Here is a 22,872-nt window from a genome sequence, read left to right on the forward strand (position 1 = left end):
GTTCAGTCTTCCACTTTCTCGCCGAACAACGCGCCACGCTCGCTGAAGAGGACGAATGCAAGGCTCAGCACGGCCGTGCATAGTAGCGCCAGGGCGAGCGGTCTCGCGGTGCCATCGTAGACATAACCGATGAAAGAACCGAGCGCGGCGCCGCTCGTCAGGCGAAGGAAGCCCTGAGCGCTCGAAGCAGCGCCAGCGATCTTATGGAATGGCTGCAGTGCGATGCTGCCGAAATTGGCGCCTATGAAGCCCAGCAGGCTCATGTTCGCCGCCATAAGCGGCACGAAGGTCCACAGCGTTTCGTCCGGCTGACTGGCGAAATAAAGCTGGGCGATCGCAACCGCGATGAAAGCGAAAAGACCGGCATGGCTCACCTTGCGGGCTCCGAAGCGTTCGACGATGCGGCTGTTCGACCAATTGGCGATGGCCATACAGCCTGCACAGATTGCAAAGATCATCGGGAAACGATCACCTGCTCCGAATGCCTCGCCGATCAACTGCTGGCTGGAATTGATGAAACCGAACAGTCCGCCGAAAACCAGCGCGCTCCCCAGCGTGTATCCGATGGTTTCGCGGAGCGTCACGGCGCTGGTCATATTCCGCAGGATCGTGGGCAGGTGGATTTCCTGCTTGTCTTCCTGATGAAGAGTCTCGGGCAGGCGGAAATAGACCCACAGCGTCATGATGCTTCCTGCCAGCGCCATCGCTCCAAAAATCCAGCGCCAGTCACCCATAACCTGCAGGACGGCCTGACCAATCGAAGGAGCAACGGCTGGGACAAGCAGGAAGATGACGAAGATCAGGCTCATCATGCGCGCCATCTTGTCGCCGCCAACCCGGTCGCGAATGATGGCGGGAGGAAGCGCGATAATACCGGCGGCGAAGAAACCTTGCGCCGCACGCAATATGACAAGCACGTCGAAGCTGGTCGCCAGGGCGCATCCGATCGAGAAGACTATGTAACAGGCCAGTGCCACGAACAATACGGGCCGCCTGCCATAGCGGTCGGCGAACGCACCGGGTACCAAAGTACCGAACCCAGCCGCCAACAGGTAGGCTCCGACAACGAACTGGCGACTGTTTCCGGTAGCTCCCAGATCGCCCGCTAGCGCATCGAGCGCCGGAAGAATGGCGTCGATCCCGAAGGCGTTGCATGCCATCAACAGCGCCATCATCCAGATCAGCTCGCGCTCGCCCACGGCGGGACGCCGGGCGCTATCGGGAAGCGGCCGTTCGCCGCTGGCTAGGTGATCGTTTCGCATTTGCACAAAATGGCGCGTGGACCACAAGGTTCCGATTTGCAACCCGGCAGTCTATCTGATGACGCATGACCGAGATCGACGACTCAAATGATACCGAGGCTGATGGCCTGAGGAAGATCATTCACGTCGATATGGACGCGTTTTTTGCCAGCGTGGAACAGCGCGACAACCCTGAATTGCGCGGCAAACCGGTGGCCGTTGGCGGATCGAGCGGGCGCGGCGTTGTGGCAGCGGCCAGCTACGAGGCGCGAAAGTTTGGCGTCAAAAGCGCGATGCCCAGCGTTACCGCCAAGCGCCTTTGCCCCGACCTCATCTTTTGCAAGTCCCGCTTCGATATCTATCGCGAGGTAAGCCAGCAGATCAGAGCGATTTTCCGGCACCATACCGACCTCGTCGAGCCGCTGAGCCTGGATGAAGCCTATCTGGATGTTACGGAAGACAAGCTCGGGATTGGCAGCGCCACGCGGATCGCTGAACTCATTCGCCAGGAAATTAAGGCGAAGACCAGACTGACTGCAAGTGCCGGGGTGAGCTACAACAAGTTCCTCGCCAAGCTTGCGAGCGACCAAAACAAACCAGACGGAATGTGCGTGATCCGCCCTGGGCAAGGCGCGGATTTCGTCCAGTCGCTCCCCGTTCGGCGCTTTCACGGAGTGGGCCCGAAGGCGGAAGAGAAGATGAACCGTCTGGGTATCTCATCAGGCGCCGATCTTGCCGCCAAGGACATCGAATGGTTGCGTGCAAATTTCGGCAGCTTTGCCGACTACCTTTACCGCGCAGCGCGGGGCATCGATTTGCGCCCTGTCCGCTCCAGCCGCATTCGAAAATCGGTGGGCGGTGAGCGTACGTTCAGCCGTGACTTGTCTTCGGGCAGCGAATTGCGTGAGACACTGGATGATATCATCGACATCGTCTGGGGCTATATCGAAAGAGCCGAAGCGACAGGGCGGACTGTGACGCTGAAGATGAAATACACCGACTTCCAGATATTCAGCAGGGCGAAAACGCTGGATCAACCAATCACGCAACGCGTCCAGTTCGAACGCTGCGCCAAATCCTTGCTGGAAGAAGTGCTACCACTTCCCATGCCGATCCGGCTGATGGGCCTGACGCTGTCTAAGCTGGAGCGTAGTGAAGCGGAGGAACCGAGGCGGCCTGACGCCCAGTTATCGCTGCTCTAGGACTTGCGGGCCTGCCACATCTCGAGCCGCTGCTGCGTGATACGACTCAGCGGCTGCGGCAAGGAATGGGTCGGAAAAAAGCGTGCCTCTATGATTTCCCGGCCATCGGGTTCGGGCATGTCATGCACCACCCCTTCGAAAAGGTATCCCTTATGCGCTCCACCTGAAATCGTCTCGTCCACAGTGCCGATCAGTCTCAGACCATCGACTTCGCACCCGGTTTCTTCGCGCAATTCGCGGCGGGCCGCAGCCTCTGGCGCTTCTCCATTGGCGATACCGCCGCCAGGGAAAAACCATTCCTTGGGGCCATAGCTATGCCGGACCAGCATTATCTGACCATCGAAATCTTTTCCGATGATCATCACGCCATCCCGCGCCACGCCCATCGTCCGGCGGATTTTATTGCGCAGGCGATAAGCGACGCGAAGAGCGAGCCGGTGAAGCGGAGCAGGAATTAGCTGAAGCATGTAACCGGTTGTTTAGCGCCCGAAAGCAGCCTCGCAACTGGCAAATCGTGTTTCTGCTCTACGGCATCTGCGAAGACCTTCCGCTTAGCGTCACCACGGATCACCAACAAAAGTTCGTCGCTATCGAGCAAGGACGGCAAAGTCAGGGTAATGCGATCGAACGAAGCTTCTGGCGGCAAGGGGTCCGGCGTCAGCCGGGCGATTTGTCGCTCTTCGTCTAGCTTTGGGTCGGTGTTCGGGAACAGCGAAGCAATATGTCCGTCCTCGCCCATGCCCAGCCATGCTAGGTCGAAATGTGGCACCTGTTCCATGATGGTCAGCGTGACAACTTCCGCCCCAGCAGGCTCGAAAAGCGCGCGAAGCTTGCCCGTATTCGAAGCATCGTGATCCTCGGGTACGACGCGATCGTCACCGGGCCAGACTACCAGGCGTGACCAGTCCAGCCTTGCCTTCAACAATTGTTCGATAATCGGGAAAGGGGTGGAACCACCGGGCACCGTGATCACCACCGGGCCTGTGGTAGCCGACAGTGCAGCACTCAACTTCTCCTCCAGCCATGCTGCAATTTGGACGTCGTCCGCGTTTTCGATAATCTTGATATGTGTCATGGCCCTACCGAATACAGAAAACCCGCCTGCGTCAAAGCCGCGAGGCGGGTGAATTGCTATGCGTCGACACAGTTACTTGCTGGACTGGTTGAGGAACCAGATGCGTTCCTCGCACTGATCGATCCAGTCATCGACAATTCCGCTGGTCGCATTGTCACCGACGGCCTCCGCCTCTTCCTTCACGGTCTCAAGTCGACCATGAAGCTTGCGGTTGTCGTCGCGCAATTCGGCCACCATTGCATCGGCAGTGATCGTTACGTCGTCCTGGTCCTTGATCTTGGTTTCCGCAGCGACAGTACCGATCGACGTAAGCGTGTATTCGTCATTCTTGCGCACACGCTCTCCGATGTCGTCGACCGTGCCAATCAACTGGGCGGCCTGCTCATCGAACAACAAATGCAGATCACGAAACCTCGGTCCGGCCACATGCCAGTGAAAGTTCTTTGTTTTGAAATAGAGTGCAACAGTATCTGCCAGCACCCCGTTGAGCGCTGTGACGAGACCTGCTTTTGCGTTATTACCGAGTTCGGGCATGAATTTCCTCCGAGAGTGTTTTCATGCACCCAACGGAGAACTTGCCGACAGGTTTCTGGGAGACTGGGGAATTCAGTAATCGTTTTTTACGATCACAAATCAGCCCGCCCAAGGTCCGGTGATGGCCACGGTTCGCGTCGGTGCATAAGCATTGACGAAAAACCATTTCCCGTCGGGTGAGAAACACCCACCCGCCAGCTCTGTCTGAAGCCGCAGACGGCCAAACACATAGGGATCGCCGGCCGGAGTCAATCCGATCAACCGGTTGTCGACGACATCGGTATACTGATCTTCGCAGACAATCAGATGTCCATTGGGGCCTACGGTAAGATTGTCGCCGAAATTGAACTGCTCCTTGTTCTCGCTTTCGAAGAAGAGTTCCACTTCATCAGCGCGGCGGCTGCGACCCGGAATGAGCTTGAAGATCTGGCCCAGTTCTGCGGCGCCACCGCTCGTCGAGCAAACATAGAGTTCATCAGACCCCATGTGGATGCCCTCGCCGCGCGCGATGATGGCCGCCCCCATCGCAGCGGCGCGTTTGCGCAGATCATCCTGCGGTGCATCGACCGCATCGAGTGGCAGCCACTCGATCTTGTAGCGACGGCCCACGGGCATGGCGGAGGCCTTCCAATTGCGTGTATCGGCGATGCCCACGATCCGCATGGCCTGAAGCTGGCCACCTTGCTGCAGCTTTCCGGGCACCGTGGGCACGAAGCGATAGAGAACCGAATCGTCGCGATCTTCGGTCAGATAAACGATACCGGTGGCCGGATCGACGCATGCGGCTTCATGATTGAAGCGGCCCATGGCTTTGAGCGGCACGGGATCGACCAACCCGTTTGCTGCCGCGGGAACCTCGAACACCCAGCCGTGGTCCGCGCCGAGCTTTTCGGCGCCCAGATGCTTCGTCTCCGTTACGAATTCTTCGCACGTGAGCCAGCTCCCCCAGGTCGTAATGCCACCCGAACAATTGCGGATCGTCCCGCCAAGAGAACGAAATTCCCTTTTCTTTTCCAACGTCTCCGCATCGAGAACGACAGTAGTTGTCCCGCCCGGCAGGACCGTTTTGCCCGCGATCTTGTCGTAACCCTTCTCAATAAGCCCGCCCGATTCGTCACTGGGCACGAGTTCGTGATTGCGTACCAGAGCGATTTCTCCAGCGGGCAAGGGAAGGCAACCCATGCCGTCAGCCTTGTCGGGCACTGTCCCGCCATCGCTCATCTGATCGCCGAGGCTGGAGATGAGCCTGTATGTGAAACCCTTAGGCAGGTCGAGCAGACCATCGTGATCCGGGACAAGCGGACCATAACCTGCGAAGCCACCGGGCATTACTCCGCGCGTCATGCATCCGCTGAGAGACAGCGCCGCGAAAGCGCTGGCTGTAGCGGACAGGAACTGGCGGCGGTGCAATTCTGCGGTCACGAAATTCTCCATCGGTGCGTATCGCGTCGCCATGCGATAGCAAAGCGACAGCTGAATGACAGAGTTTGCGTCAGATTGCCCTCAGCTTCCTGGGTAAGCTCTGCAACACTGCTAATTGAGTTTCAGTCTGTAGGTGGCCAACGCACGGATACTATTGCCAGCCAAATCGCTAGCTGCTCCGACACGAAGCGCACTGCGTTCACCCGACTTCTCATACCCGAGGGTTATTTCGGGCCTCAACTTGCCACGCATGTCTATCGGGCGCTGCTCAAAGCGAAGACTGCGGCTGGCCAGATCGTAATCGGAGCCGACCGTCACCACGCCATTTGCCCTAAGGCCAACCAGCCGCTGTGCGACACCCATGCTCAGCAGCCCGCCCCATGCGCTGCGAGAAGTGGTGAAGCCATAGCGGCCGCTGGCGATCGTTCCCGCTTTGGTGAGCAACATATCGTCTGATAATTTCAGCTTCGTCGCACCGAGGCTTGCATAGCCTTCTAGCGTCCAGGCCCCGATAGCGAACCCTTGCGCAGCTTCGAAGAACAAAGTGTCGGCCCCATCACCGAACCGCATCGCTCCCGCGCCCACCGGGGTGCCGAACACGGTCCCCTTTTCGCTAAGGTACCCAAATTTCAGGCTTGATTGCTTACTGGACAAGGCCGCGCTTGTGCCGACGACGCTCATCCCATCGCGCTTCCCGCCGACGGCATTGAGGCTGAGAAGCGTCTCGCCCACCACGTGCCGCACGCCGATGCTCGTCTGTGCCAGTGGAGAGTAGGCAAACATTGCGTCGGACGACGGGGCAAGGCCCATAAAGTCGTCCATCACATTATCGGTGGAATTATATCCAGCTGTAACAGTGGTCGCGGCGTCGATACGATAAGCCAGTTGCGCAGCAGTAAGACGATTTTGCAGAAGCTCCTGGCCGTCCTCGTCGCGATACCGTGTGGGAAGCGCGGTATAACCGACGCTCGCGCTCATATTCTGGCTAGTGAAACCGGAAACACCGGAGTTGGCCTGCGCGTCCATTGTGCGGTGAAGCCAGCGCTCTTCCCCTTGCGTCGGGCTAACGACCAACCCCGATAGATCGCCCGAATAGTTCCGGCCGTACGCATCGAGAACCGTCATGTCTGCATAAGCCGCTCCTAGCGACGCAGGCCCCCAGGCATCGAGAGCGCTGCCCACGACTGCGACGGAGCTCGATACGGCGGTCGAGCTTCGGCCATTGGACAGTGCTGGATTGATCGGCTCGAGAGCAGCGCGAACGTCTATCAACCCTCGCCCGTAGATCGCGTCCGTGCCAGTTTCACCGATATCGCGCGCGGTATTGAGGATGATGTTGCCGGCATCCTGCCCGCTGAGCTGCGGCCATTTCGACAGCACCATTGCCGCAAGAGCGCTGACCTGCGGTGCTGCCGAGCTGGTGCCCGCGAAATATACGGTCTGACCATCGGCATTCATCGTCACGTTCTGACCGACCGCCGCGACACAGCGATCCATCGCGACGCCGCAGCGGTCGGAATAGGACGAGATTGTGTATTTTCGCTCATCCGCATCGATCGCGACGACGAAAATCTGCACATTGGCCGTCTCACCGGTGAGATCGCGAAAATTGCTGACACTATCCTTGCTGCTGTTCCCGGCTGAGCGGACGATCAACCCGCCCGATGCTCCGTAACGGAGAATGCGCTCGATCTGGTAAGGCTTGCCGCCCTCATCATTGGAGGACAGCGACATGTTAAGGATCGGGATTTTCTTGTCCGCCGCCCATTCATACACGTCGGAGCCGAGAAGCATCGTTTCCTCGCCATCCGAAACCGAGTCGATCCGTAGCGATGCGATCTTGACCCCCGGCGCGAGACCTTGGGTGCCCCGTCCATCGTTCTTGCCCGCGATGATCGCCGCAACCGGCGTGCCGTGCGTCGAATTGACATCCCCTGTTTCTGCGCCGGGACGAAGCGGCTGGCGGCTGGAGCCATTTATCTCCAGCCCGAAATCCTTGCTCACGTCATGATCGATTTGGCCAACAAGTTCACCAATCTCATTCACACCGTCATCGACGACGCCGACGACGACGCCGGAGCCGTCCCAGCCGCTTTCCAACGCAAAAAGACCGTTAATGAGCTCGGCAGCGACGTAGTTCTGGCGATACTCCCGGTCGTCTTGCGCCGACCTTTGGGGCTGCTGCGACTCAGGGGTAATCACATACCCTGCTGGCGGTGTCGGCGTGGGACTGGGTGTCGGAGCGGGCGTTGGCGCAGGAGTTGGGGTGGGCGTAGGGGTTGGCGCTGGCGATGGCGACGGGCTTGAAACCGGGGGAGGCGTGCTGCGAACCGAGCCCCCGCCACCGCACGCGGCCAGACCACAGGAGGCCACCCCGGCCATGAAAGCGGAACAGGCACGAATACGCACGGAATTCTGAGACAATTTGCCGACCCCTAAAAACTGCGACCTGCCAGTCTTAGTCGGGCAAATCTTTAGCATTCGCTTTTTAGAGCGCTCTAATTTAAGTTCAGCTTAACGCACTTTGATAGGAAGTGCCGCGCTGCCCTATCGTAACCATTTGTCGAAGCTATCGCTCTCATCCGGTGTGCATATTCATCCCTCAAACGTTTGATATATCATGGATAAACCTCACCTCGATTTAGATTCCTATCGCCGACTAGAAGTAACGATCGCAAAAAGGCTACGAATCCTCCGTATGAAAGAATTCTATCAGGTGATCATCATGTATAACGTCACCCTTGATAGGCCCCTCGATCAAGCCTGCCGGTAGCGCGGAGAAGCGCTGCCTGTGCTATCAGCACATCGCTTCGCGCCTTGGCGAGCGCGAGCTGTGCGGAGCGGTAGCTTTGTTCTGCCAGCAGAATATCGATCGTCGAGCGCAGACCGAATTCATATTCCGCCCTTACGCCGTCCAGCGCCAATTGCGCGGCGGCCAGCCCTTCCTTGCTGGCATTTTCGCGCCGAGTCGCCGCTGTCAGGCCAGCCCAAGCCGTTTCGACCGTGCGCATCGTTTCACGCGCCTCTGCATCGGCGGCATGGCCGTCGGCCCGAAAGATCGCCTCGGCTTCCCGCACCTGCGATGCATATAGGCCTCCCGAATAGATCGGCAGTCTGATCGCCACCCCCAGACTGGCAGCATTGTCGTAGCGCCTCAGCCTGCCGCCGCTTTCGTACAGTCCCTGACCATACGCCCCCACGAGCCCCACTTCGGGCGAACGTTCCGCGCGGGCTCGCGCGATCCGGGCGAAAGAAGCATCGGCGATGCGAAGCCGTTCGAGCAGGCGGGGATTGGCGCGTTCGGCCGAAGCTTTTGCTTCCGCAAGGGTCCCTGGCAACAGCGCCGGAGCGGGGACGTCGGCCACCAATTGACGAGGCTCCCTTCCCACGATGGCGAGATAGGCGGCCCGCGCGGCTGCAAGCGCCGCTTCGGCATCCGCGAGATTGGCGATGACGCTCGATCGCTGGGCCTCGAGCTGGGCGACATCGGTGCGCGTTGCCTCGCCAAGATCGAAGCGCGATTTCGCCTCGTCCACCTGCCGGTCCAGCCGCTCGATCCCGATCCGTGCCACCTCGACCGCCTCCTGCGAGAAAAGCAGGTCGGCATAGGCCATGACGACGGTTTCAAGAACGGCCGCCTCACGGTCGCGCAGGCCCTGCTCGCCAGCCGCGACATCCGCCGAGGCCGCCCGGACGGAAGACTGCACTCTTCCGCCGGTCCAGATCGGCAGACCGGCGCGCAGATCGGCACTGCCCGCATTTCCCCGGCCAAGATCGTCATAGCCGGCGTCGACATTGGCAGAAAGCGTGGGGCGGCCCTGCGCGCGCGCCTGCTCGGGCTGTTCTTCCAGCGCATCCTGCCGGGCGCGCGCTTCGGCTAGCGTCGGGTTGGTGGCATAGGCCGCGGCGATTGCCTCGCGCAGAGTATCGGCCCGGGCTTGTGCCGGAAATATCATCAAGAGGCCTGCGAGCAGCGTGCCTCCGGTCAGCAGGCGCCTAGTCATGGCGCAGGGCCCAGGACGGTGCCGTTCGGCTGGCGCGCAGCGACTGGCCCAGCACCGTCAGAACGGCAATCGCGATGGCGATAAGGCTGGCCCCGATGAAATAGACCGGCGAAAGCTCGATCCGGTCGTCGAAACCCGCCAGCCACATCCGCATCGCCCAATAGGCCAGCGGCCACGCGATGATGTTCGCGATAAGGACCGGCCGCATGAACTGGCCGACCAGCAATTTGACGATATCGGTGGCCGACGCGCCGAGAGACTTGCGGATGCCGATTTCCTTAACCCGCCGCGCGGTGTTGAAGGAGGCAAGCCCCCACAGGCCGACCATGCCGATCAGGACGGCCAGCCCCGCGCCGATGGCGAACAGGCGAGTGGCGCGTTCGTCATCCTCGTAGAATTCCGTCAGCCGCTCGTCCGCGGTCTGGGCATCGAACGGCACCTGCGGCACCAGACCTTGCCAGATCGTCTCCAGCCGAGCGCGCAGCGCGCGCGGATCGCCTGTGAAGCGGATCGAGGCAACATTGGTGCCCGTTCGTGTCGGATCCGAGTAGTAGTAATAATAGGTTGGCGATACGGGCTCCCGCGGACCAAAAAAACTAAGTTCCCCAATCACTCCTATAATGGTGCGGGGGCGCTCGCCGCCAACGGTTTTGCCCACAGCCTCACGCGGATTAGCGAATCCGAGCGTGCTTACCGCCTGCACGTTAATAAGGACATTGCTGCCCTTCGCTTGATCGCGGTTGCTGCTGTCGTCGGCGGCCCGCTGGTCGAATAGACGGCCTGCGATCAACGGGGGTCGATAGACATCGAGAAAGCCGGGCCCGAGGATTTCCCACATGAGTGTAGGTCCGTCTCCGGGAACTCCGGGCAGTGCGACGTTGTCCCCGTTTCGGCTGCCGCTGCCCCCGACGACCGTATTCGCCACCCCGATACTCCGCACCTGGGGCAGTGCGCGCACCTGCTCCACGAAGGCGCGCTGCTGGCTAGGTTCAACTAGGCTGTCGCGCAGCGATGTAACGGTCATCAAGCCTTCCCGTTCGAAACCTATATCGGCAGATCGGACGTGCTGCGTCTGCGCCACCAAGACACCGGTCGCGATAAGAAAGGCTATGGCGAGGCCGAACTGCAGCACGACCAGCGCTTCGCGCACGCGCGTTCCGGCGCGGCCTCCCCCGGGTGAGCGGGATGAGGCCAGGACCGCCGCCGGGCGATATCGCGAAATGATCAGAGCAGGGTAGATACCAGCCATGAAACCCGCAGCCAGCGTGAGGATGACGAGCACGGGAATGACTTCGGCATAAGAGATGGAGAGCGACAATCCGCCCGCCGCGTTGATGAGCGGCAGGCCGAGCTCGGCGAGGATCAGGCCCAGCAAGGCCGCGATCGCAACGGTCAGCAGCGCCTCCGCCAGGAACTGCCGCATTACCGCTCGGCGATCAGCTCCCAGCACTTTTCGCATGGCGACCTCACGTGCGCGCAGCGCGGCGCGTGCGGTGGCCAGATTGACGTAATTGATAAGAGCGATCAGCAGCGCGAAAGTGCCGACCAGGCTCAATGTCACCAGCGTCATCTTGGCGCTTGATGCCGAACTACCTTGGGGTTCGAGATGATTTTCGGCCAAAGGCAACAGACTAAGGCCGGCGACATCTGACGCATTCTCGCCCAGGTCGGCGCGCCCTCGCTGGTCGACGAAGGCGGGCATCGCCGCATCGTATCTTGCGGCGTCGGCAGGATCGGATACCCGCAGATAAGTCTGCAGACTGGTGCTGCCCCAATGATACCAGTTGGTCTCGAGTTCGGCGATGTCTGCGGGAAGCGGGATCAGCACGGCAATTCGCAGATCGCTGTTATCCGGAATATCCTGAAAAACGCCAGCGATGCGGTAGGGCTTGGTTCCCCACAACGCGATATTGAGAGTTTGCCCGATCGGATCCCGCGTGCCGAAATAGCGCATTGCCGCGCTTTCGCTTATGATCGCGGCGTCCGGCTCGGCCAGTGCCCCTGCGCCGCGCCCCGCAACCATGGGCAAATCGAACACGTCGAAGAATTGGGGGTCTACCAAGGCCACATCTTCCCTGAGCGCAGCATTGTCATGCAGGACGGCTCCACCGCCTTCGCCGCCCATGATTCTGGTGCCCACCAGTTCCGGAAAATCCTCCTTCAATTGATCGAGTAGCCCGCCCATTGTTTCGTTGTATTTGCCTGCGAAGGGGCTGGTCGGATCCTTCCATTCCGACTGGACGGCATAAACCTCGTCATAGTGCGGCAGCCAGGTCTCGTAGCTGGTCTCGAAGCGGACATAGAGGCCCAGCACGAGGAACACGGCGATCCCCACTGCCAGCCCGCCGATATTGAGCGCGGCGTAAAGTTTGTGCCGGGTGAGCGAGCGATAGAGCGACAGGAGCGCGAAACGGTTCATGGCGTCGCCTCCCTCAGATCGCGCGCATGGCGCTGGCGACGATGCGGCCGTCAAGCATGTCGATCCGGCGCTTGGCCATATCGGCATGGCTCGGCGAGTGGGTGACCATCACAATCGTCGCGCCATCGTCGTTGAGCGCGGTCAGGATGTTCATCACCTGCTCGCCATTGGCAGTGTCGAGATTGCCGGTCGGCTCGTCGGCGAGAATCAGCTTGGGCTGGCCGACGATGGCGCGGGCGATCGCGGCGCGCTGCTGCTGACCGCCCGAAAGCTGGTGCGGAAAATGGCGTGCGCGGTGGGCGATGCCGACGGTGTCCATCGCCGCCGCCACCCGCTCCGCTTTGTTTCCCGCCACATCCTTGCGATAGGCAAGACCGAGCGCGACGTTTTCCTGGATCGTCAGTTCGTCGATCAGGTTGAAGCTCTGGAACACGAAGCCCAGTTCGGCCGCGCGAAATTTCGCCAGATCTTTTTCGCCCAGGGCGGCCAGATCGGTATCGCCGAACCAGTATTGGCCCGAGGTCGGCCGGTCTATCGTTCCCAATGTGTTGAGCAGGGTCGATTTGCCGCAACCCGATGGCCCCATTATGGCCAGAAATTCGCCGTTTGCCACGGCCAGATTGACGTCGAGGAGAGCAGTGGTCTCGACTTCGTCGGAGATATAGCGGCGTTCGATATTCTCGAGCTTGATCACGAAGATAATCCCTCTGTTCAGCGGATATTGATGGTGTCGCCCTTGATCCGGGCAAGATTACTGGTGACGATGCGTTGGCCCGGTTCGAGGCCAGACAGAATTTCGACCTGTCGCGGGTTGCGGCGACCAATGGTCACCCCGGTCCGGCTCGCGTGTTCTCCGTCTCCGGTGACGACGAACACCGACGAACCGCCATCGCTCAGCCAGCCGCCGACCGGCGCAATTAGGGCCGCTTTAGAAGCACCGAGCGTGATCCGCACGTCGAGTGTCTGTCCGCGATTGAGATCCTGCCGCGGTCGGCGGTCGAAAGTCAGTTCCACTTGGAACCTCCCGTCGGTGACCGTCGGCAGGACCTTGGATACCGTCAGCATGGCACCTTCGGAGGTGCGCGCTTTCTGGCCCAGTTCCACGCGCCCGAGATAATATTCGTCGACTTCCGCCTCCAGCTTCCACGCGCCCTCGCTATCGACCTGCCCGGCAGGATCGCCTGCGGCCAGCGTCTGCCCTGGCTGGAGCGAGAAATTGGTGAGCCGGCCCGCCATCGGCGCGCGAATGACCAGCGCATCGAGACTGCCGCGAACGGCGGCGAGGTTGCTTTGCAAGCGCGCGCGAGTGGCATCGAGCATTCGCCCCTGCGTCGCGGTTATTCCGGCCTCGGCAGCACTGCCCCGCCGGAGCTGCGATAGACGCCGGGTCTGGTAATCGACTTCTTCCTGATAGCTCTTCACGCCTGCGTCGGAGACAAAGCCCTTCTGGTGCAACTGGCGACGGATATCGAGATCGCGGCGTGCCCGGATCAGATCGTATTCGGTCGCGGCCACCTGCCCGGCACGCTCGACCCGAGAACGCTGGATTCCGAGGTTTTCCCCCGCCACCCCGCCCAACTGGCTGGCGATCTGGGCTTCCTGGCTCAGCACGGTCAGTTCGAGGTCTGGGTTGGCAAGCCGGGCGAGCGGCTGTCCTTTTGTCACCAATGCGCCATCCTGAACCAGCAGTTCTTCGAGCTGGCCGCCGCTCATCACGCCCACCAGCGTGCTGGTGGCCGGGACAACGCTGGCTCGGACTGGCAGGTAGTCATCGAAGGGCGCGCGAGTGATTTCCCCGATCTGGAGATCATCGCCAGCGACATCGGTCGATCCGCTGGCAGGAAGGGCGTTCCAGCCAAGGACTACGAGTGCGACAGCTCCGATCCCGCCAAGTAACTTGCGGTCGCGCCACCAGTGGCCACTGCTTTTTTCGATCTTGCGGTCCATCGCCGCGCCGGGCGCGCCCTGTGACAAAGGGTTGGACTGTTCGGCTTTGTGCGTCATCATGAGCCGAGTATCGCCGAACAGGGCCGAAAGACCTAAGTCCATATGATTAAAAGAAATTCTGGCGAAGAAGTAGGCTCCAACCGTCCATCTGCGGACACAGTGTCCGGAAATGGACAGGAAACCTCTGCGTCAAGCGCCGAATCCAGTCTGACGATTCTCCTCATCGATGACCGACCCGAAGTTGCCGGCGCCATGGAAATCGCGTTTCGCATGGCCGGCCACAGGTTGACGGTCGCGCATTCGCCTCAAGAAGCCTACTCCGCACTTGCCCGAACGCCGTTCGACGCGGTCATACTGGATCTTAATTTCACGTCGGGAGTGAGCAACGGCCAGGAAGGCCTCGCATGTCTTGAAAGGCTGATGGCAGACGATCCTGGCACCAATGTCGTGGTCCTCACCGCACATGGCGGTATCCGAATGGCAGTGGCCGCGATGCAGGCAGGCGCGAGAGATTTTGCCGTCAAGCCGTGGAGCAACGCGGATCTCATCGCCAAAGTGGAAGGTGCGGCGGCGCGCAAACCGTCACTCGCACCAGCAGGCATACCATCTTCCGAACGCAGTGCGGAGCCTGCGCGCATTCTCGGCGAAAGCGCAGCGGTCGAGTACTTGCGCCAGCTAATTAGAAAAGTTGCCCCGACCCGAGCCGGGGTGGCGATCACAGGACCGTCAGGTGCGGGACGCATGCTTGCCGCACTTTCTGTTCAAGCGGCCTCTGCCGACGCCGGACAGGTGCCCCACATCCTCGACCTGCGGGAAGAGAATGCGCTTGAAAACCCCGCGCATGCCTCAGGCACGGTGATCTTGCGTTATCCCGAACGGCTGAACGAGCTCGAGCAGGATCGGCTTGCCGCAAACCTTTCCGCCAATCTACGTCCTATCGCGATAATAGATCGGATCGAGGACCTCACCCCAGTGCTTCGGCGCCGTATCGCCACGATCGAGCTTGCAGTTCCTGCGCTGTACCAGAGGCGCGACGATATCGCTCTCTTGGCACGGCACTTCCTGTTGGACGCAGCGGAGCGGTTCGGACGCCCTGTTCCCCGCCTGACGGAAGCAGCTGAAATCGCCTTGCGCGAAGCAGGCTGGCCGGATCAGGTGCGTGGCCTTGCCGCAACGATGGAACGGGCGGTGCTGCTAGCTGATGAAAACGGTACGATCGACACGGCCGCCCTCGCGCTCGGTGGACCAGCCAAGACAAACGATCATGCGCCGAGCGGCAGCGTCAATTTCGATCTTGATCGGTCCGAGAAGGCAATGATCGCAGCAGCCCTTGCCGAACATCATCACAATGTCAGTCACGCCGCCAAGGCGCTGGGATTGAGCCGGGGGGCGCTTTACCGGCGAATGGAGCGCCACGGCCTGTGATGCTCTACCACGGGCGAGGGTGGCGGGCATCAGCGTTGGGGGGAGGTCTGATCGCATCGGGCCTCATATGCACTCACGCCTGGAACAATGGCCTCTGGGGACTGTTCGCCGGAGCTTTTCTGTCGGCTCTCTGGATGCTGGCGCTGGCGTGGTGGAATGCTGCGCAACCTCCAGCGCGTCCGCCGGAGGGCAAAGACGGCGGTATCGACGAGGAGACGACCGTGCATCGCTTGCTCCTCGACGCTGCCCCTACCCCCCTGCTTGCCATCGAGCCAGAAACGGTTCGGGTTCTCAACCGAACGGCGCGCAACATTTTCGGCGCGGATCACCGGATCGTGCCCGCCCCTGCTGCCCTCCTCGATCCTTCCGCAAAAACCTTGCGCCACGAAGGTCGCTTGTGGCGGATCGATCGCGTCGAAACTTCCGCACACTTGACTGTCGCAGCTCTCATCGATGTCGAGCACGAAGAACTAGCCGCTGAAGCGCGAGCCAGCGCCGACCTGATCGAGATTCTGGGCCACGAATTGCTAAACGGTCTGTCACCGATTGTCTCACTTGCAGAAAGTGCGCAGATGGCTGCCGCGCGAAAACCGCTGGATGCAGAACTGCTGAAGGAAATTCTGGGGCCGCTTGCGCGCCGCGCCGAGGGCCTCGAGCGCTTCGCAACCAATTATCGTGCCTTGGCCCGCCTGCCCGAACCTCGCCTCGCCGAGGTCCCGCTCGCCGAATTCGTAGAGGACATTGCGCGGCTTTTCGCAGAGCGGTGGTATGCCATACTCGCGGTCGAATATAACTCCAGTGACCGTTGGACAATGGATCGCGATCAGATGCACCAGGCAGTTTGGGCGCTGCTGAATAACGCCGCCGAAGCTGCTAATGCGCAGGGCGGCACGCAGGTCGGGCTCACCGCGTGGATCAGGCAAGACCGCCTGACGATCACAGTTACCGACAGCGGCCCTGGAGTCAGACCCGAAAATGCGGCGCTGATTTTCCGGCCCTTCCACACGACCAAGCCGAATGGCTCAGGTATCGGCCTTTCCCTCGCACGCCAGATCGCGCGGGCTCATGGCGGCTCTCTCGAACTCGTGGGCTCCGCCCCCACCACCTTCCGGATCGAGATCCGATGACGATTGCTCCAGACACACTTTCCCAAGAGGTAGCCTGAGCGTCGTCAGCCTCGGCGTTCTTGCTGATCGATGAGTCGCAGCGATCGAAGGACAACGCGCGGCACCGATTCGAATAAGCCCGGTCTGAGGCGAGATGGTTGGCGTTGCATGCGATGCCGCAGCGGACTTGATTAATCAACTGAAAGCAAAACGAAATTGAAAGGCTGAAGATTGCTCTTCTAACCCGTTCGGGACGTATTGTGGTAAAATTAACTATTTGGGGGTAGTCAGTAACCATCTTGGAGACTGGCGATGCGGAAAACATCTCTTATTCTGGCTTTGGCGATATGCGGTACTTCGGCTCATGCGCAGCAGCGTGATGCTGGGGGATTTTCTGTTTCTGCCATTGTTCCGGAACGCTGTGACATCGCATCCGATGCGCTTTCCATTGACACCGGTTCAGGCGAAGTTCGCGGAACCTTGACCGAGTTCTGTAACTCGTCTCGCGGATACCATATCCTCGCAAATCATCGTTCGCTTGCAGCCGATGAAAAAGTCGAGATCGAGTTCGACGGCCAATCGGTTGTGCTCGACGCTTCCGGCCAATCCCCCATTGCGTTCCGTTCCGGTCCACGCATGAGCAGGAAACCGATCGCAGTTCGCTCGGAAAATCTCGACAGCGGTATGGCGATCAGCCTGTCTTTGGCGCAATTCTGATCAGAGCGCCGAAACCGTAACCGTCACCCGATCAGAATAGCTTCCGGCCCTCGCCGCGGCAGGTCCTGCCTTGATGCTCAACCGGTGGATGATCCCCAGCGGCGGCGCAACACTCGGTATCGTGAACTCGCTTCCAGCTGCGAGGTTCACCAGCATGTCGTCCATTCGCAAGTCGTAGGGAATGCGGTCCAGCCCGGCCTCGTGTTCCAGCACGCCGGCATTTTCGGAACTGAAACTCACGCTGTAAGGCGAGGTGCTCCACACCCGGACGCCGAAAGGATCCGACTGGTTCGGCTTGTCCTGTCCGATGGTGCCAAGCTGGACGGATCGAATGGAATCGCTGCCTGTCGCCCCGACGAGCCGCATGCTCACCGACGACGGAATAGTCATGTTGATCGTCAGGATGTGTCGGTCAACGACCTCCCCCGCAGAGTCGAGCAACGAAAGCAGGAATTGTTCGCTCCGGAAGCCCGCTTCGAGGCCCCACCGGGTGGGAACCGTCATAATAAACGGAACGGCGCGGCCGTTTGACCCGCCGGGAATACCATTGACCAGAAAATCGCTTTCTGCAGTGGCAGCAGAGCCTTCGGTGGGCAGGATATCGATCGCGTTCGACCCCGAACGCAGATTGTAGGCAAGCGGTGCCCCAACATTGGCGCCATCGAGCCGGGCGACGCGAATATTGGCTGTGCAGCGCCCGTTGCCGTCATTGCGGACGCGAATGTTGAAATTCTCGCGAGAAACCTCGTTGGCGCCGATCGTGACTCCCGAAACCGTTACCGTGGTGCTTGGCTCGGCAAATTGGGGTTCGCAATCCTTGGCCATGGCTGGCGTGGAGAAGAGCGCGGCAAAGGCGAGCACCTTGACGAAATTATGCATGCTTTTCTCCTAATCCTCGCTGGCTGGCAGGTCGACCTCGTCGAGACGAAGCAGACCGGTGTTGTCCTCAGGGACGGTTATCTCGAATTCCCGACCCTCGCGCGAAATCGTGACGCTGTACGTCTTTCCAGGGGAAAGACCGATGATACCAAAGCGGCCTCTTGAATTGGTAAAGAAAGGCATTGGCTTGAACCCTTCGTCATCGACCGAGGTGATGGTCCCCGACCAGAGTTCGGCCGGGCTGCCGCCTACGCTCAACGTGCCTACGGCGCTGACAAAGCGGGAATCGCCCACCACGATCTTGTATCCGGAACGGAACCGGGGCTCGACGCGCGCCGTACCGTCGCCGACGGCAACCACCTGATCCGCACCTTGCAGGTCGAACTGTATCGATTGCACATTATAGGATGAAAGATCCGACTGAACGGCCGCCCCCAAGGGGCCGCTGCGGGCGGTATATTCGTTATTGCTGAGCGACCGGCCGGAGATCACTTCCTGGTCGCGGAGAACATTGTTCGGCTTCAGCACCGCGAAGGAGTCGAAGATCGGACGACCGATGCCGAAAGAACCGTCGGCATAGGCAAGTGATGTACCGATCTGAAGGCGGGCGCGCTGATCGGATGTGAGATCTCCGAACCCGGTCCCGCTGGAGATGACGGTCGCGCGCGCATCAAACCGGTTGCCGACATAATTGACGCTGCCGTCGACGCTTGTCGATCCCCGTGTATCGGAGAAGCCGACATCATATCCGAAGGAACCGACGGAGTTGTCTGATCCGCGCGATGCAGTAAGCCGGGTGGTTTCCCTGCGGCTGCGGTAGTCCGCATTCAGGCGGCTACGGTCGCCGAATTGCCAGGCGAGACCAAGGTGAACGCCGAAATTCTTGCTGGTAAACTCGTCTTCGCCAAAGACCAGCCCGCCGGTCAGCCTCATCCGGTCTGTCAGACGGTGGAAGACATCGACGAAGGCAAGCTTGCGATCCTCCCGGTTGCCTCCGCGTTTCGAGTAGAGCACCCCGGCGCTAGCGTAGGTTCTCTCGGTGAGGGATTGAGTGTAGCTTCCCGAGACAGTCAGCAGATCAAAGTCGCTGGGGAATATGTCGCCAATCGTGGTGTAGTTCGCGCTTTCGTAATCGACGGTGACGCTCAGTTGCCGACGGTTCGCCAAGCTGTTTCCGCCTTGTACTCGGTACCCTGCGCGTACCGATATTCCCGTCCCATCAGCGAAACTCGTGGCGATCTGCGCATCGATGACGCCGGGTATCACCTGCGGCACGAACGTTGTTTCCGCGGCGATGACCTGCACGTCTTCCGAAATCTCCAACGCGCCGCCCAGAATGAGTCGCTCGTTCAAAGCGCGCCGATAATAGCCCGTGGCGACCGGATCGCCGGTATAGTCGGGCTCGAACTCTATATCCCTCGCAATGAAGCCGGCGCCCAGAACATATTCGTCCTCCCCCACTGCCAGGTCGAGCGGTTCGAAAAAATAGTCGAGGTCGATAGCCTGTCGCCGGCCTGCTGAATCGGTGATCACGACACGCACATCATTCGAGCCGGTTTCGAGCGGGAGATTGCTGAAATCGTAACGACCGGGTTCAAGCTGTAGCGATCGGACGACATCGTCGTTCACAATGACTTCCACATCCGACCGGCTGTCGAGAAAGATTTCGCGCCCACTCAAAAGCGGGACCGCAATGAACGGATCGAATATCCTCCGCCGCTTCTCGACGGCCACCCCGCCGATGAACGGCGTTCTCAAAACTGGTATCGTGTTCAGCCGAAGATCGCCCGCCTGATAGCGGCGATAGCTTTCGGGATCGTCGTAGATCGCGCGCACGCTGCGCCGGTAGAACCGGTAGTCTTCGCCGAACTGGCCGGTCAAAGCGCCGTCGAACTCGAGAACGACGTCGCGGTATCGCGCCGCGCCGAACGCGAAAAAGCTCGGCTCGTCGGCCCCATCGCTGTCGGAATAATCCAGGTTCGCGTTAATGTTCATGTAAGCGCTGAACTCAGCCGGCTCAATTGTCGGTAGCTCGGATGGGATCGGTGAATACCGCTCGCCGCCCAGCGAGCTTACTGGCCGGTATTCACCCGCTAGCGTCTCCACGACCAATTCCAGGCGACCGTCGTCGAAACGCACTGGAAAGCCGGCGGCCGCTAGACGAGCCGGAGTCACGAATGGAGCGCTTCCTAGGACATCGTCTAGCGCACGGAGTCCATCTTCGTTCAAGAGTTGCGCCAGTTGCAGGCGCAGGCTCTCTCGTTCGATCCGGGTCTCTCCGCCGTAGGGAGATGTTTCGACCACAACGTCGCCAAGAACGCGCTCCCCGTAAACAAGCGGTACTGCGAACGTGATTTTCCTCTGGCCCGCGGGGATTTGCGATGGCGCGGTTTGCCAAGCGATTTTCTGCGCCCAGGCGGGTGCTGGCACCACTGCTGCCAATGCGGCAGAAATCGCAATCCTGCTCGCCAACCCGCTCATGCCTCGCCCCCCACCCTGCATGACCTCAGGGATTGATTTCGACTTGGACGCTGCCAGGGTTCAGCTTGACATCGGTGGGTAGGAAGAAACGGCGTGTACGTCCCGGGCCGACCACACCAACGCCAATGTGGCGTGTCAGTTCACCCCCCTTGAACTTGCCTTCATAACGATTCCCGTCCGACGTCGTGCCGGTGACGATCCAATCCGAAAGCCCGGCCATGAAATACCGGTTGCCATCGTTACGCACCAGCAGGCTGAGGCCATCCTTCTCGTCCTGTGTTGACGGATTAATTTCCGCCACCGCAGCAACCGGGGCGGTGCCGTCGGGGACAACGTTCACAAGGACGTTGTAATTGACCACAATCTGCACCTGCGTGGTTTCTCCCTCGAACTCGACCGGTACCTGCCTGAGCGCGAGATAATAGATTTCCGATTGAGAGAGCTCGGGCTCGCCCACGTACTGGACGCGGAAAACTTGTTGAGAATTGCCTTCGACGATTGCTTGCGCGGGGAATACCAGGAATTGCTCTTCCGCGGGTGACATCTCCAACTCGCCATCTTCCGTGATGACACCGCGCATCATCACCGCTTCGAAGGGAATATCGCGCAAGCTGTCATTCGTCAGCTCGACCCGGGCGATCGAGTTCTGGCCTGCCGGCTTCAACTCGACGATCATCGGAGAAATCTTGGCTGCCTGGCCGGTTACAGGATAGAAAATCAGCCCGAAGCCAGCCAGGATCTTCAATCCTTGGCGTAACAGAGTTCCCATGATTGCGGCCCACCTCCAAATATTTATTGCCCCTATGGGCCACTCGCCCGCGTAGCAGGGAAGGTAGGGAGGGGACCTTCAGCCCCCTCCCGATCAATCACGTCAGCGCGATCAGATGGCGCCGAGATTGACGGTCGCAGTGGACGAATATGCGCCGGCGAGGGGGCGCTTGCCCTTGAGGTCTTCCTGATTGACGACGACCGAAAGCTTCGCGCGGTCATGGAAGGCATCGGTGTTCGACTTGGAATCGCCGTCCTTGGTCAGCGAGTCGAAGAACATCTTACGGAATGCCGTGCCGTCGGACGCTTCGAGACCCATGCGAACCGGAATGACATTGGTGAAATCGCTAGCATCGGGACCGTCGTTCGCTTCGTCGGTGGTCATCGAATCTGCAGCGATCGACATGTCGGCGCCATAGTTGCAGCTGACCCAGATGTTCTGGGTCTGAGTGCGGCGACCGAAAGTGCCCTCAAGCGCGCTTTCGCCCGGATCTTCATTGATTGCGAGATTGCCGAAATTCACATCTTCGGGAGCCTCGACACTGCACTCTGGCAGGATGTTCGCGCTGATGGTAAAGCTCTGGCTATCGGTATCTCCGGCATAAGCAGCGGTGCTGAACAGAGCGGCCGACGCGGTCGCGAAAATAAGCTTTTTCATTGGGGTACCCTCTCGTAGACTGAATGATCGAAAATAGACTTCGATGCGCAATTCCGAGTTTGACCCCAAAGCCAAATAGCTTCGAATCAGCCTCGAACAGCGACGACACCGACCTACGAAGAATTACTTAGTCCGGTCCGAGAGATCCGCCTTTGTCCCAGTTTGATGCAGTGCCAAGATGCCCCGATCCGCAGATCGCCTTGGCTTCGATATGCTTGTCACTGCTGCTGATTGTAGCTTTACTGAAGATGCAGAAACAGGCTTCCGGCTCGCGAGCCAGCCACCGACAAAATCGGGCCTGGATCGCAATTGGAATTAAGCGCTTCGATTGCGCTCTCTTCAAATTTCACCAATGGTCTCGCCACGAGCTAAACCGGCCCGCCGACTGGTCAGCAAACGATCGTGGATATTCCGAGCCAGACGAGCCTTAGAACGGAATATCGTCGTCCAGATCGTCGTAGTTCGAGCTGCCGCCCTGGCTACCGCCAGAGGATCCGCCGCCCTGGTTCCAGCCGCCGCCGGATTGACCGCCATCACCATAGTCTCCGCCGCGCGAGCCACCGCTGCTGCTTCCGCCGCCATAGCCGCCACCGGACTGGCCGCCACCCTGACCGCCGCCGGGACCATCGAGCATGGTCAGCGTCCCGTTGAAGCCGCGGAGCACGACTTCCGTCGAATAACGGTCATTGCCCTGCTGATCCTGCCACTTGCGGGTCTGCAGCTGGCCTTCGACGAACACTTTCGAGCCTTTGCGCAGGAAGCGCTCGACCACGTTGATGAGGCCTTCGGAGAAGATCGAGACAGTGTGCCATTCGGTCCGCTCCTGCCGCTCGCCGGTGTTGCGATCCTTCCACTGTTCGCTGGTGGCGATGCGCAGATTGGCGACCTTTCCGCCGTTCGGGAAGCTGCGGATCTCTGGATCTGCGCCCAGATTTCCGATGAGCATGACTTTGTTGAGGCTTCCGGCCATCGATTCGTTCCTTCGTGAATGTCT

Annotated in this window: 19 protein-coding genes; 4 read left to right on the plus strand and 15 right to left on the minus strand. The window is 60.1% G+C overall.

Translation table 11 applies throughout. The annotated features are described in order from the left end of the window. Window positions 1-2: 2 nt before the first annotated feature. Window positions 3-1,262 carry a multidrug effflux MFS transporter gene (locus tag ACI2I1_RS04115; protein ID WP_404678019.1) on the minus strand — a complete coding sequence of 420 codons (1,260 nt, stop codon included), beginning with the start codon at window positions 1,260-1,262 and terminating at the stop codon, window positions 3-5. Window positions 1,263-1,327: 65 nt separating this feature from the next. Between ACI2I1_RS04115 and dinB the strand changes: the two genes are divergently transcribed. Then, window positions 1,328-2,443 carry a DNA polymerase IV gene (dinB, locus tag ACI2I1_RS04120; protein ID WP_404678020.1) on the plus strand — a complete coding sequence of 372 codons (1,116 nt, stop codon included), beginning with the start codon at window positions 1,328-1,330 and terminating at the stop codon, window positions 2,441-2,443. Here dinB and ACI2I1_RS04125 read toward each other — a convergent pair. The 9 genes from ACI2I1_RS04125 to ACI2I1_RS04165 all read right to left on the minus strand — a co-directional run bounded on the left by ACI2I1_RS04125 (window position 2,440) and on the right by ACI2I1_RS04165 (window position 13,946). Further along, a complete protein-coding gene (locus tag ACI2I1_RS04125) occupies window positions 2,440-2,910 on the minus strand; it encodes an NUDIX domain-containing protein (RefSeq protein WP_404678021.1) in 471 nt (156 codons plus the stop codon). The genes dinB and ACI2I1_RS04125 overlap by 4 nt on opposite strands. Continuing rightward, window positions 2,898-3,518, minus strand: coding sequence for a 6-phosphogluconolactonase (locus ACI2I1_RS04130; protein ID WP_404678022.1), 621 nt, complete (start codon window positions 3,516-3,518; stop codon window positions 2,898-2,900). The genes ACI2I1_RS04125 and ACI2I1_RS04130 overlap by 13 nt, the downstream gene beginning before the upstream one ends. Before the next feature lie 72 nt (window positions 3,519-3,590). Beyond that, on the minus strand, window positions 3,591-4,052 hold the full coding sequence (locus tag ACI2I1_RS04135) for a Dps family protein (RefSeq protein WP_404678023.1): 462 nt from the start codon (window positions 4,050-4,052) through the stop codon (window positions 3,591-3,593). Window positions 4,053-4,151: 99 nt separating this feature from the next. Next, on the minus strand, window positions 4,152-5,507 hold the full coding sequence (locus ACI2I1_RS04140; protein WP_404678024.1) for an alkaline phosphatase PhoX: 1,356 nt from the start codon (window positions 5,505-5,507) through the stop codon (window positions 4,152-4,154). A gap of 78 nt (window positions 5,508-5,585) precedes the next feature. Continuing rightward, on the minus strand, window positions 5,586-7,676 hold the full coding sequence (locus tag ACI2I1_RS04145; RefSeq protein WP_404678025.1) for a S8 family serine peptidase: 2,091 nt from the start codon (window positions 7,674-7,676) through the stop codon (window positions 5,586-5,588). Between the two features lie 533 nt (window positions 7,677-8,209). Beyond that, window positions 8,210-9,478, minus strand: coding sequence for a TolC family outer membrane protein (locus tag ACI2I1_RS04150; protein ID WP_404678026.1), 1,269 nt, complete (start codon window positions 9,476-9,478; stop codon window positions 8,210-8,212). After that, a complete protein-coding gene (locus tag ACI2I1_RS04155; RefSeq protein WP_404678027.1) occupies window positions 9,471-11,897 on the minus strand; it encodes an FtsX-like permease family protein in 2,427 nt (808 codons plus the stop codon). Before ACI2I1_RS04155 ends, ACI2I1_RS04150 begins: the two co-directional genes overlap by 8 nt. A gap of 13 nt (window positions 11,898-11,910) precedes the next feature. Beyond that, complete coding sequence (locus ACI2I1_RS04160) at window positions 11,911-12,591, minus strand: ABC transporter ATP-binding protein (protein WP_404678028.1); 681 nt, start codon at window positions 12,589-12,591, stop codon at window positions 11,911-11,913. 17 nt (window positions 12,592-12,608) lie between these two features. Further along, window positions 12,609-13,946, minus strand: a complete 1,338-nt coding sequence (locus ACI2I1_RS04165) for an efflux RND transporter periplasmic adaptor subunit (RefSeq protein ID WP_404678029.1) — start codon at window positions 13,944-13,946, stop codon at window positions 12,609-12,611. On the opposite strand from ACI2I1_RS04165, the gene ACI2I1_RS04170 reads away from it, so the two are divergent. From ACI2I1_RS04170 to ACI2I1_RS04180, 3 genes are all read left to right on the plus strand, one after another. Further along, a complete protein-coding gene (locus ACI2I1_RS04170; protein WP_404678030.1) occupies window positions 13,947-15,269 on the plus strand; it encodes a sigma-54-dependent transcriptional regulator in 1,323 nt (440 codons plus the stop codon). It abuts the gene before it with no gap. After that, entirely contained in the window at window positions 15,269-16,396 is a 1,128-nt protein-coding gene (locus ACI2I1_RS04175; RefSeq protein WP_404678337.1) for a sensor histidine kinase, read from the plus strand. Before ACI2I1_RS04170 ends, ACI2I1_RS04175 begins: the two co-directional genes overlap by 1 nt. A 291-nt stretch (window positions 16,397-16,687) precedes the next feature. Then, complete coding sequence (locus ACI2I1_RS04180; protein WP_404678031.1) at window positions 16,688-17,092, plus strand: hypothetical protein; 405 nt, start codon at window positions 16,688-16,690, stop codon at window positions 17,090-17,092. Here the strand turns inward: ACI2I1_RS04180 and ACI2I1_RS04185 are convergent, their stop codons facing one another. The 5 genes from ACI2I1_RS04185 to ssb form a co-directional block, all read right to left on the minus strand. Then, the gene (locus ACI2I1_RS04185) at window positions 17,093-17,971 is read right to left on the minus strand and encodes a hypothetical protein (RefSeq protein ID WP_404678032.1); all 879 of its coding nucleotides are present in this window, start codon (window positions 17,969-17,971) and stop codon (window positions 17,093-17,095) included. It abuts the gene before it with no gap. Window positions 17,972-17,980: 9 nt separating this feature from the next. Further along, window positions 17,981-20,452 carry a hypothetical protein gene (locus tag ACI2I1_RS04190; RefSeq protein WP_404678033.1) on the minus strand — a complete coding sequence of 824 codons (2,472 nt, stop codon included), beginning with the start codon at window positions 20,450-20,452 and terminating at the stop codon, window positions 17,981-17,983. A 25-nt stretch (window positions 20,453-20,477) separates the two neighbouring features. After that, on the minus strand, window positions 20,478-21,221 hold the full coding sequence (locus ACI2I1_RS04195) for a fimbria/pilus periplasmic chaperone (RefSeq protein WP_404678034.1): 744 nt from the start codon (window positions 21,219-21,221) through the stop codon (window positions 20,478-20,480). Window positions 21,222-21,332: 111 nt separating this feature from the next. Next, entirely contained in the window at window positions 21,333-21,878 is a 546-nt protein-coding gene (locus ACI2I1_RS04200) for a hypothetical protein (RefSeq protein ID WP_221542634.1), read from the minus strand. Between the two features lie 427 nt (window positions 21,879-22,305). Continuing rightward, window positions 22,306-22,848 carry a single-stranded DNA-binding protein gene (ssb, locus tag ACI2I1_RS04205; RefSeq protein WP_404678035.1) on the minus strand — a complete coding sequence of 181 codons (543 nt, stop codon included), beginning with the start codon at window positions 22,846-22,848 and terminating at the stop codon, window positions 22,306-22,308. Between the last annotated feature and the right edge of the window lie 24 nt (window positions 22,849-22,872).

Origin of the sequence: Qipengyuania sp. NPDC077563 (assembly GCF_044901345.1) — a bacterium.
Lineage (GTDB): Bacteria > Pseudomonadota > Alphaproteobacteria > Sphingomonadales > Sphingomonadaceae > Qipengyuania > Qipengyuania aestuarii.

Excerpts from the sequence above, each read along its gene's own strand:
- ACI2I1_RS04125 (WP_404678021.1), bottom strand. The coding sequence starts at position 2,910 with ATGCTTCAGCTAATTCCTGCTCCGCTTCACCGGCTCGCTCTTCGCGTC.
- ACI2I1_RS04185 (WP_404678032.1), bottom strand. The coding sequence starts at position 17,971 with ATGCATAATTTCGTCAAGGTGCTCGCCTTTGCCGCGCTCTTCTCCACG.
- dinB (WP_404678020.1), top strand. The coding sequence starts at position 1,328 with ATGACCGAGATCGACGACTCAAATGATACCGAGGCTGATGGCCTGAGG.
- ACI2I1_RS04140 (WP_404678024.1), bottom strand. The coding sequence starts at position 5,507 with ATGGCGACGCGATACGCACCGATGGAGAATTTCGTGACCGCAGAATTG.
- ACI2I1_RS04175 (WP_404678337.1), top strand. The coding sequence starts at position 15,269 with ATGCTCTACCACGGGCGAGGGTGGCGGGCATCAGCGTTGGGGGGAGGT.
- ssb (WP_404678035.1), bottom strand. The coding sequence starts at position 22,848 with ATGGCCGGAAGCCTCAACAAAGTCATGCTCATCGGAAATCTGGGCGCA.
- ACI2I1_RS04130 (WP_404678022.1), bottom strand. The coding sequence starts at position 3,518 with ATGACACATATCAAGATTATCGAAAACGCGGACGACGTCCAAATTGCA.
- ACI2I1_RS04135 (WP_404678023.1), bottom strand. The coding sequence starts at position 4,052 with ATGCCCGAACTCGGTAATAACGCAAAAGCAGGTCTCGTCACAGCGCTC.
- ACI2I1_RS04195 (WP_404678034.1), bottom strand. The coding sequence starts at position 21,221 with ATGGGAACTCTGTTACGCCAAGGATTGAAGATCCTGGCTGGCTTCGGG.
- ACI2I1_RS04165 (WP_404678029.1), bottom strand. The coding sequence starts at position 13,946 with ATGGACTTAGGTCTTTCGGCCCTGTTCGGCGATACTCGGCTCATGATG.
- ACI2I1_RS04115 (WP_404678019.1), bottom strand. The coding sequence starts at position 1,262 with ATGCGAAACGATCACCTAGCCAGCGGCGAACGGCCGCTTCCCGATAGC.
- ACI2I1_RS04190 (WP_404678033.1), bottom strand. The coding sequence starts at position 20,452 with ATGAGCGGGTTGGCGAGCAGGATTGCGATTTCTGCCGCATTGGCAGCA.
- ACI2I1_RS04170 (WP_404678030.1), top strand. The coding sequence starts at position 13,947 with ATGATTAAAAGAAATTCTGGCGAAGAAGTAGGCTCCAACCGTCCATCT.
- ACI2I1_RS04180 (WP_404678031.1), top strand. The coding sequence starts at position 16,688 with ATGCGGAAAACATCTCTTATTCTGGCTTTGGCGATATGCGGTACTTCG.
- ACI2I1_RS04155 (WP_404678027.1), bottom strand. The coding sequence starts at position 11,897 with ATGAACCGTTTCGCGCTCCTGTCGCTCTATCGCTCGCTCACCCGGCAC.
- ACI2I1_RS04150 (WP_404678026.1), bottom strand. The coding sequence starts at position 9,478 with ATGACTAGGCGCCTGCTGACCGGAGGCACGCTGCTCGCAGGCCTCTTG.
- ACI2I1_RS04200 (WP_221542634.1), bottom strand. The coding sequence starts at position 21,878 with ATGAAAAAGCTTATTTTCGCGACCGCGTCGGCCGCTCTGTTCAGCACC.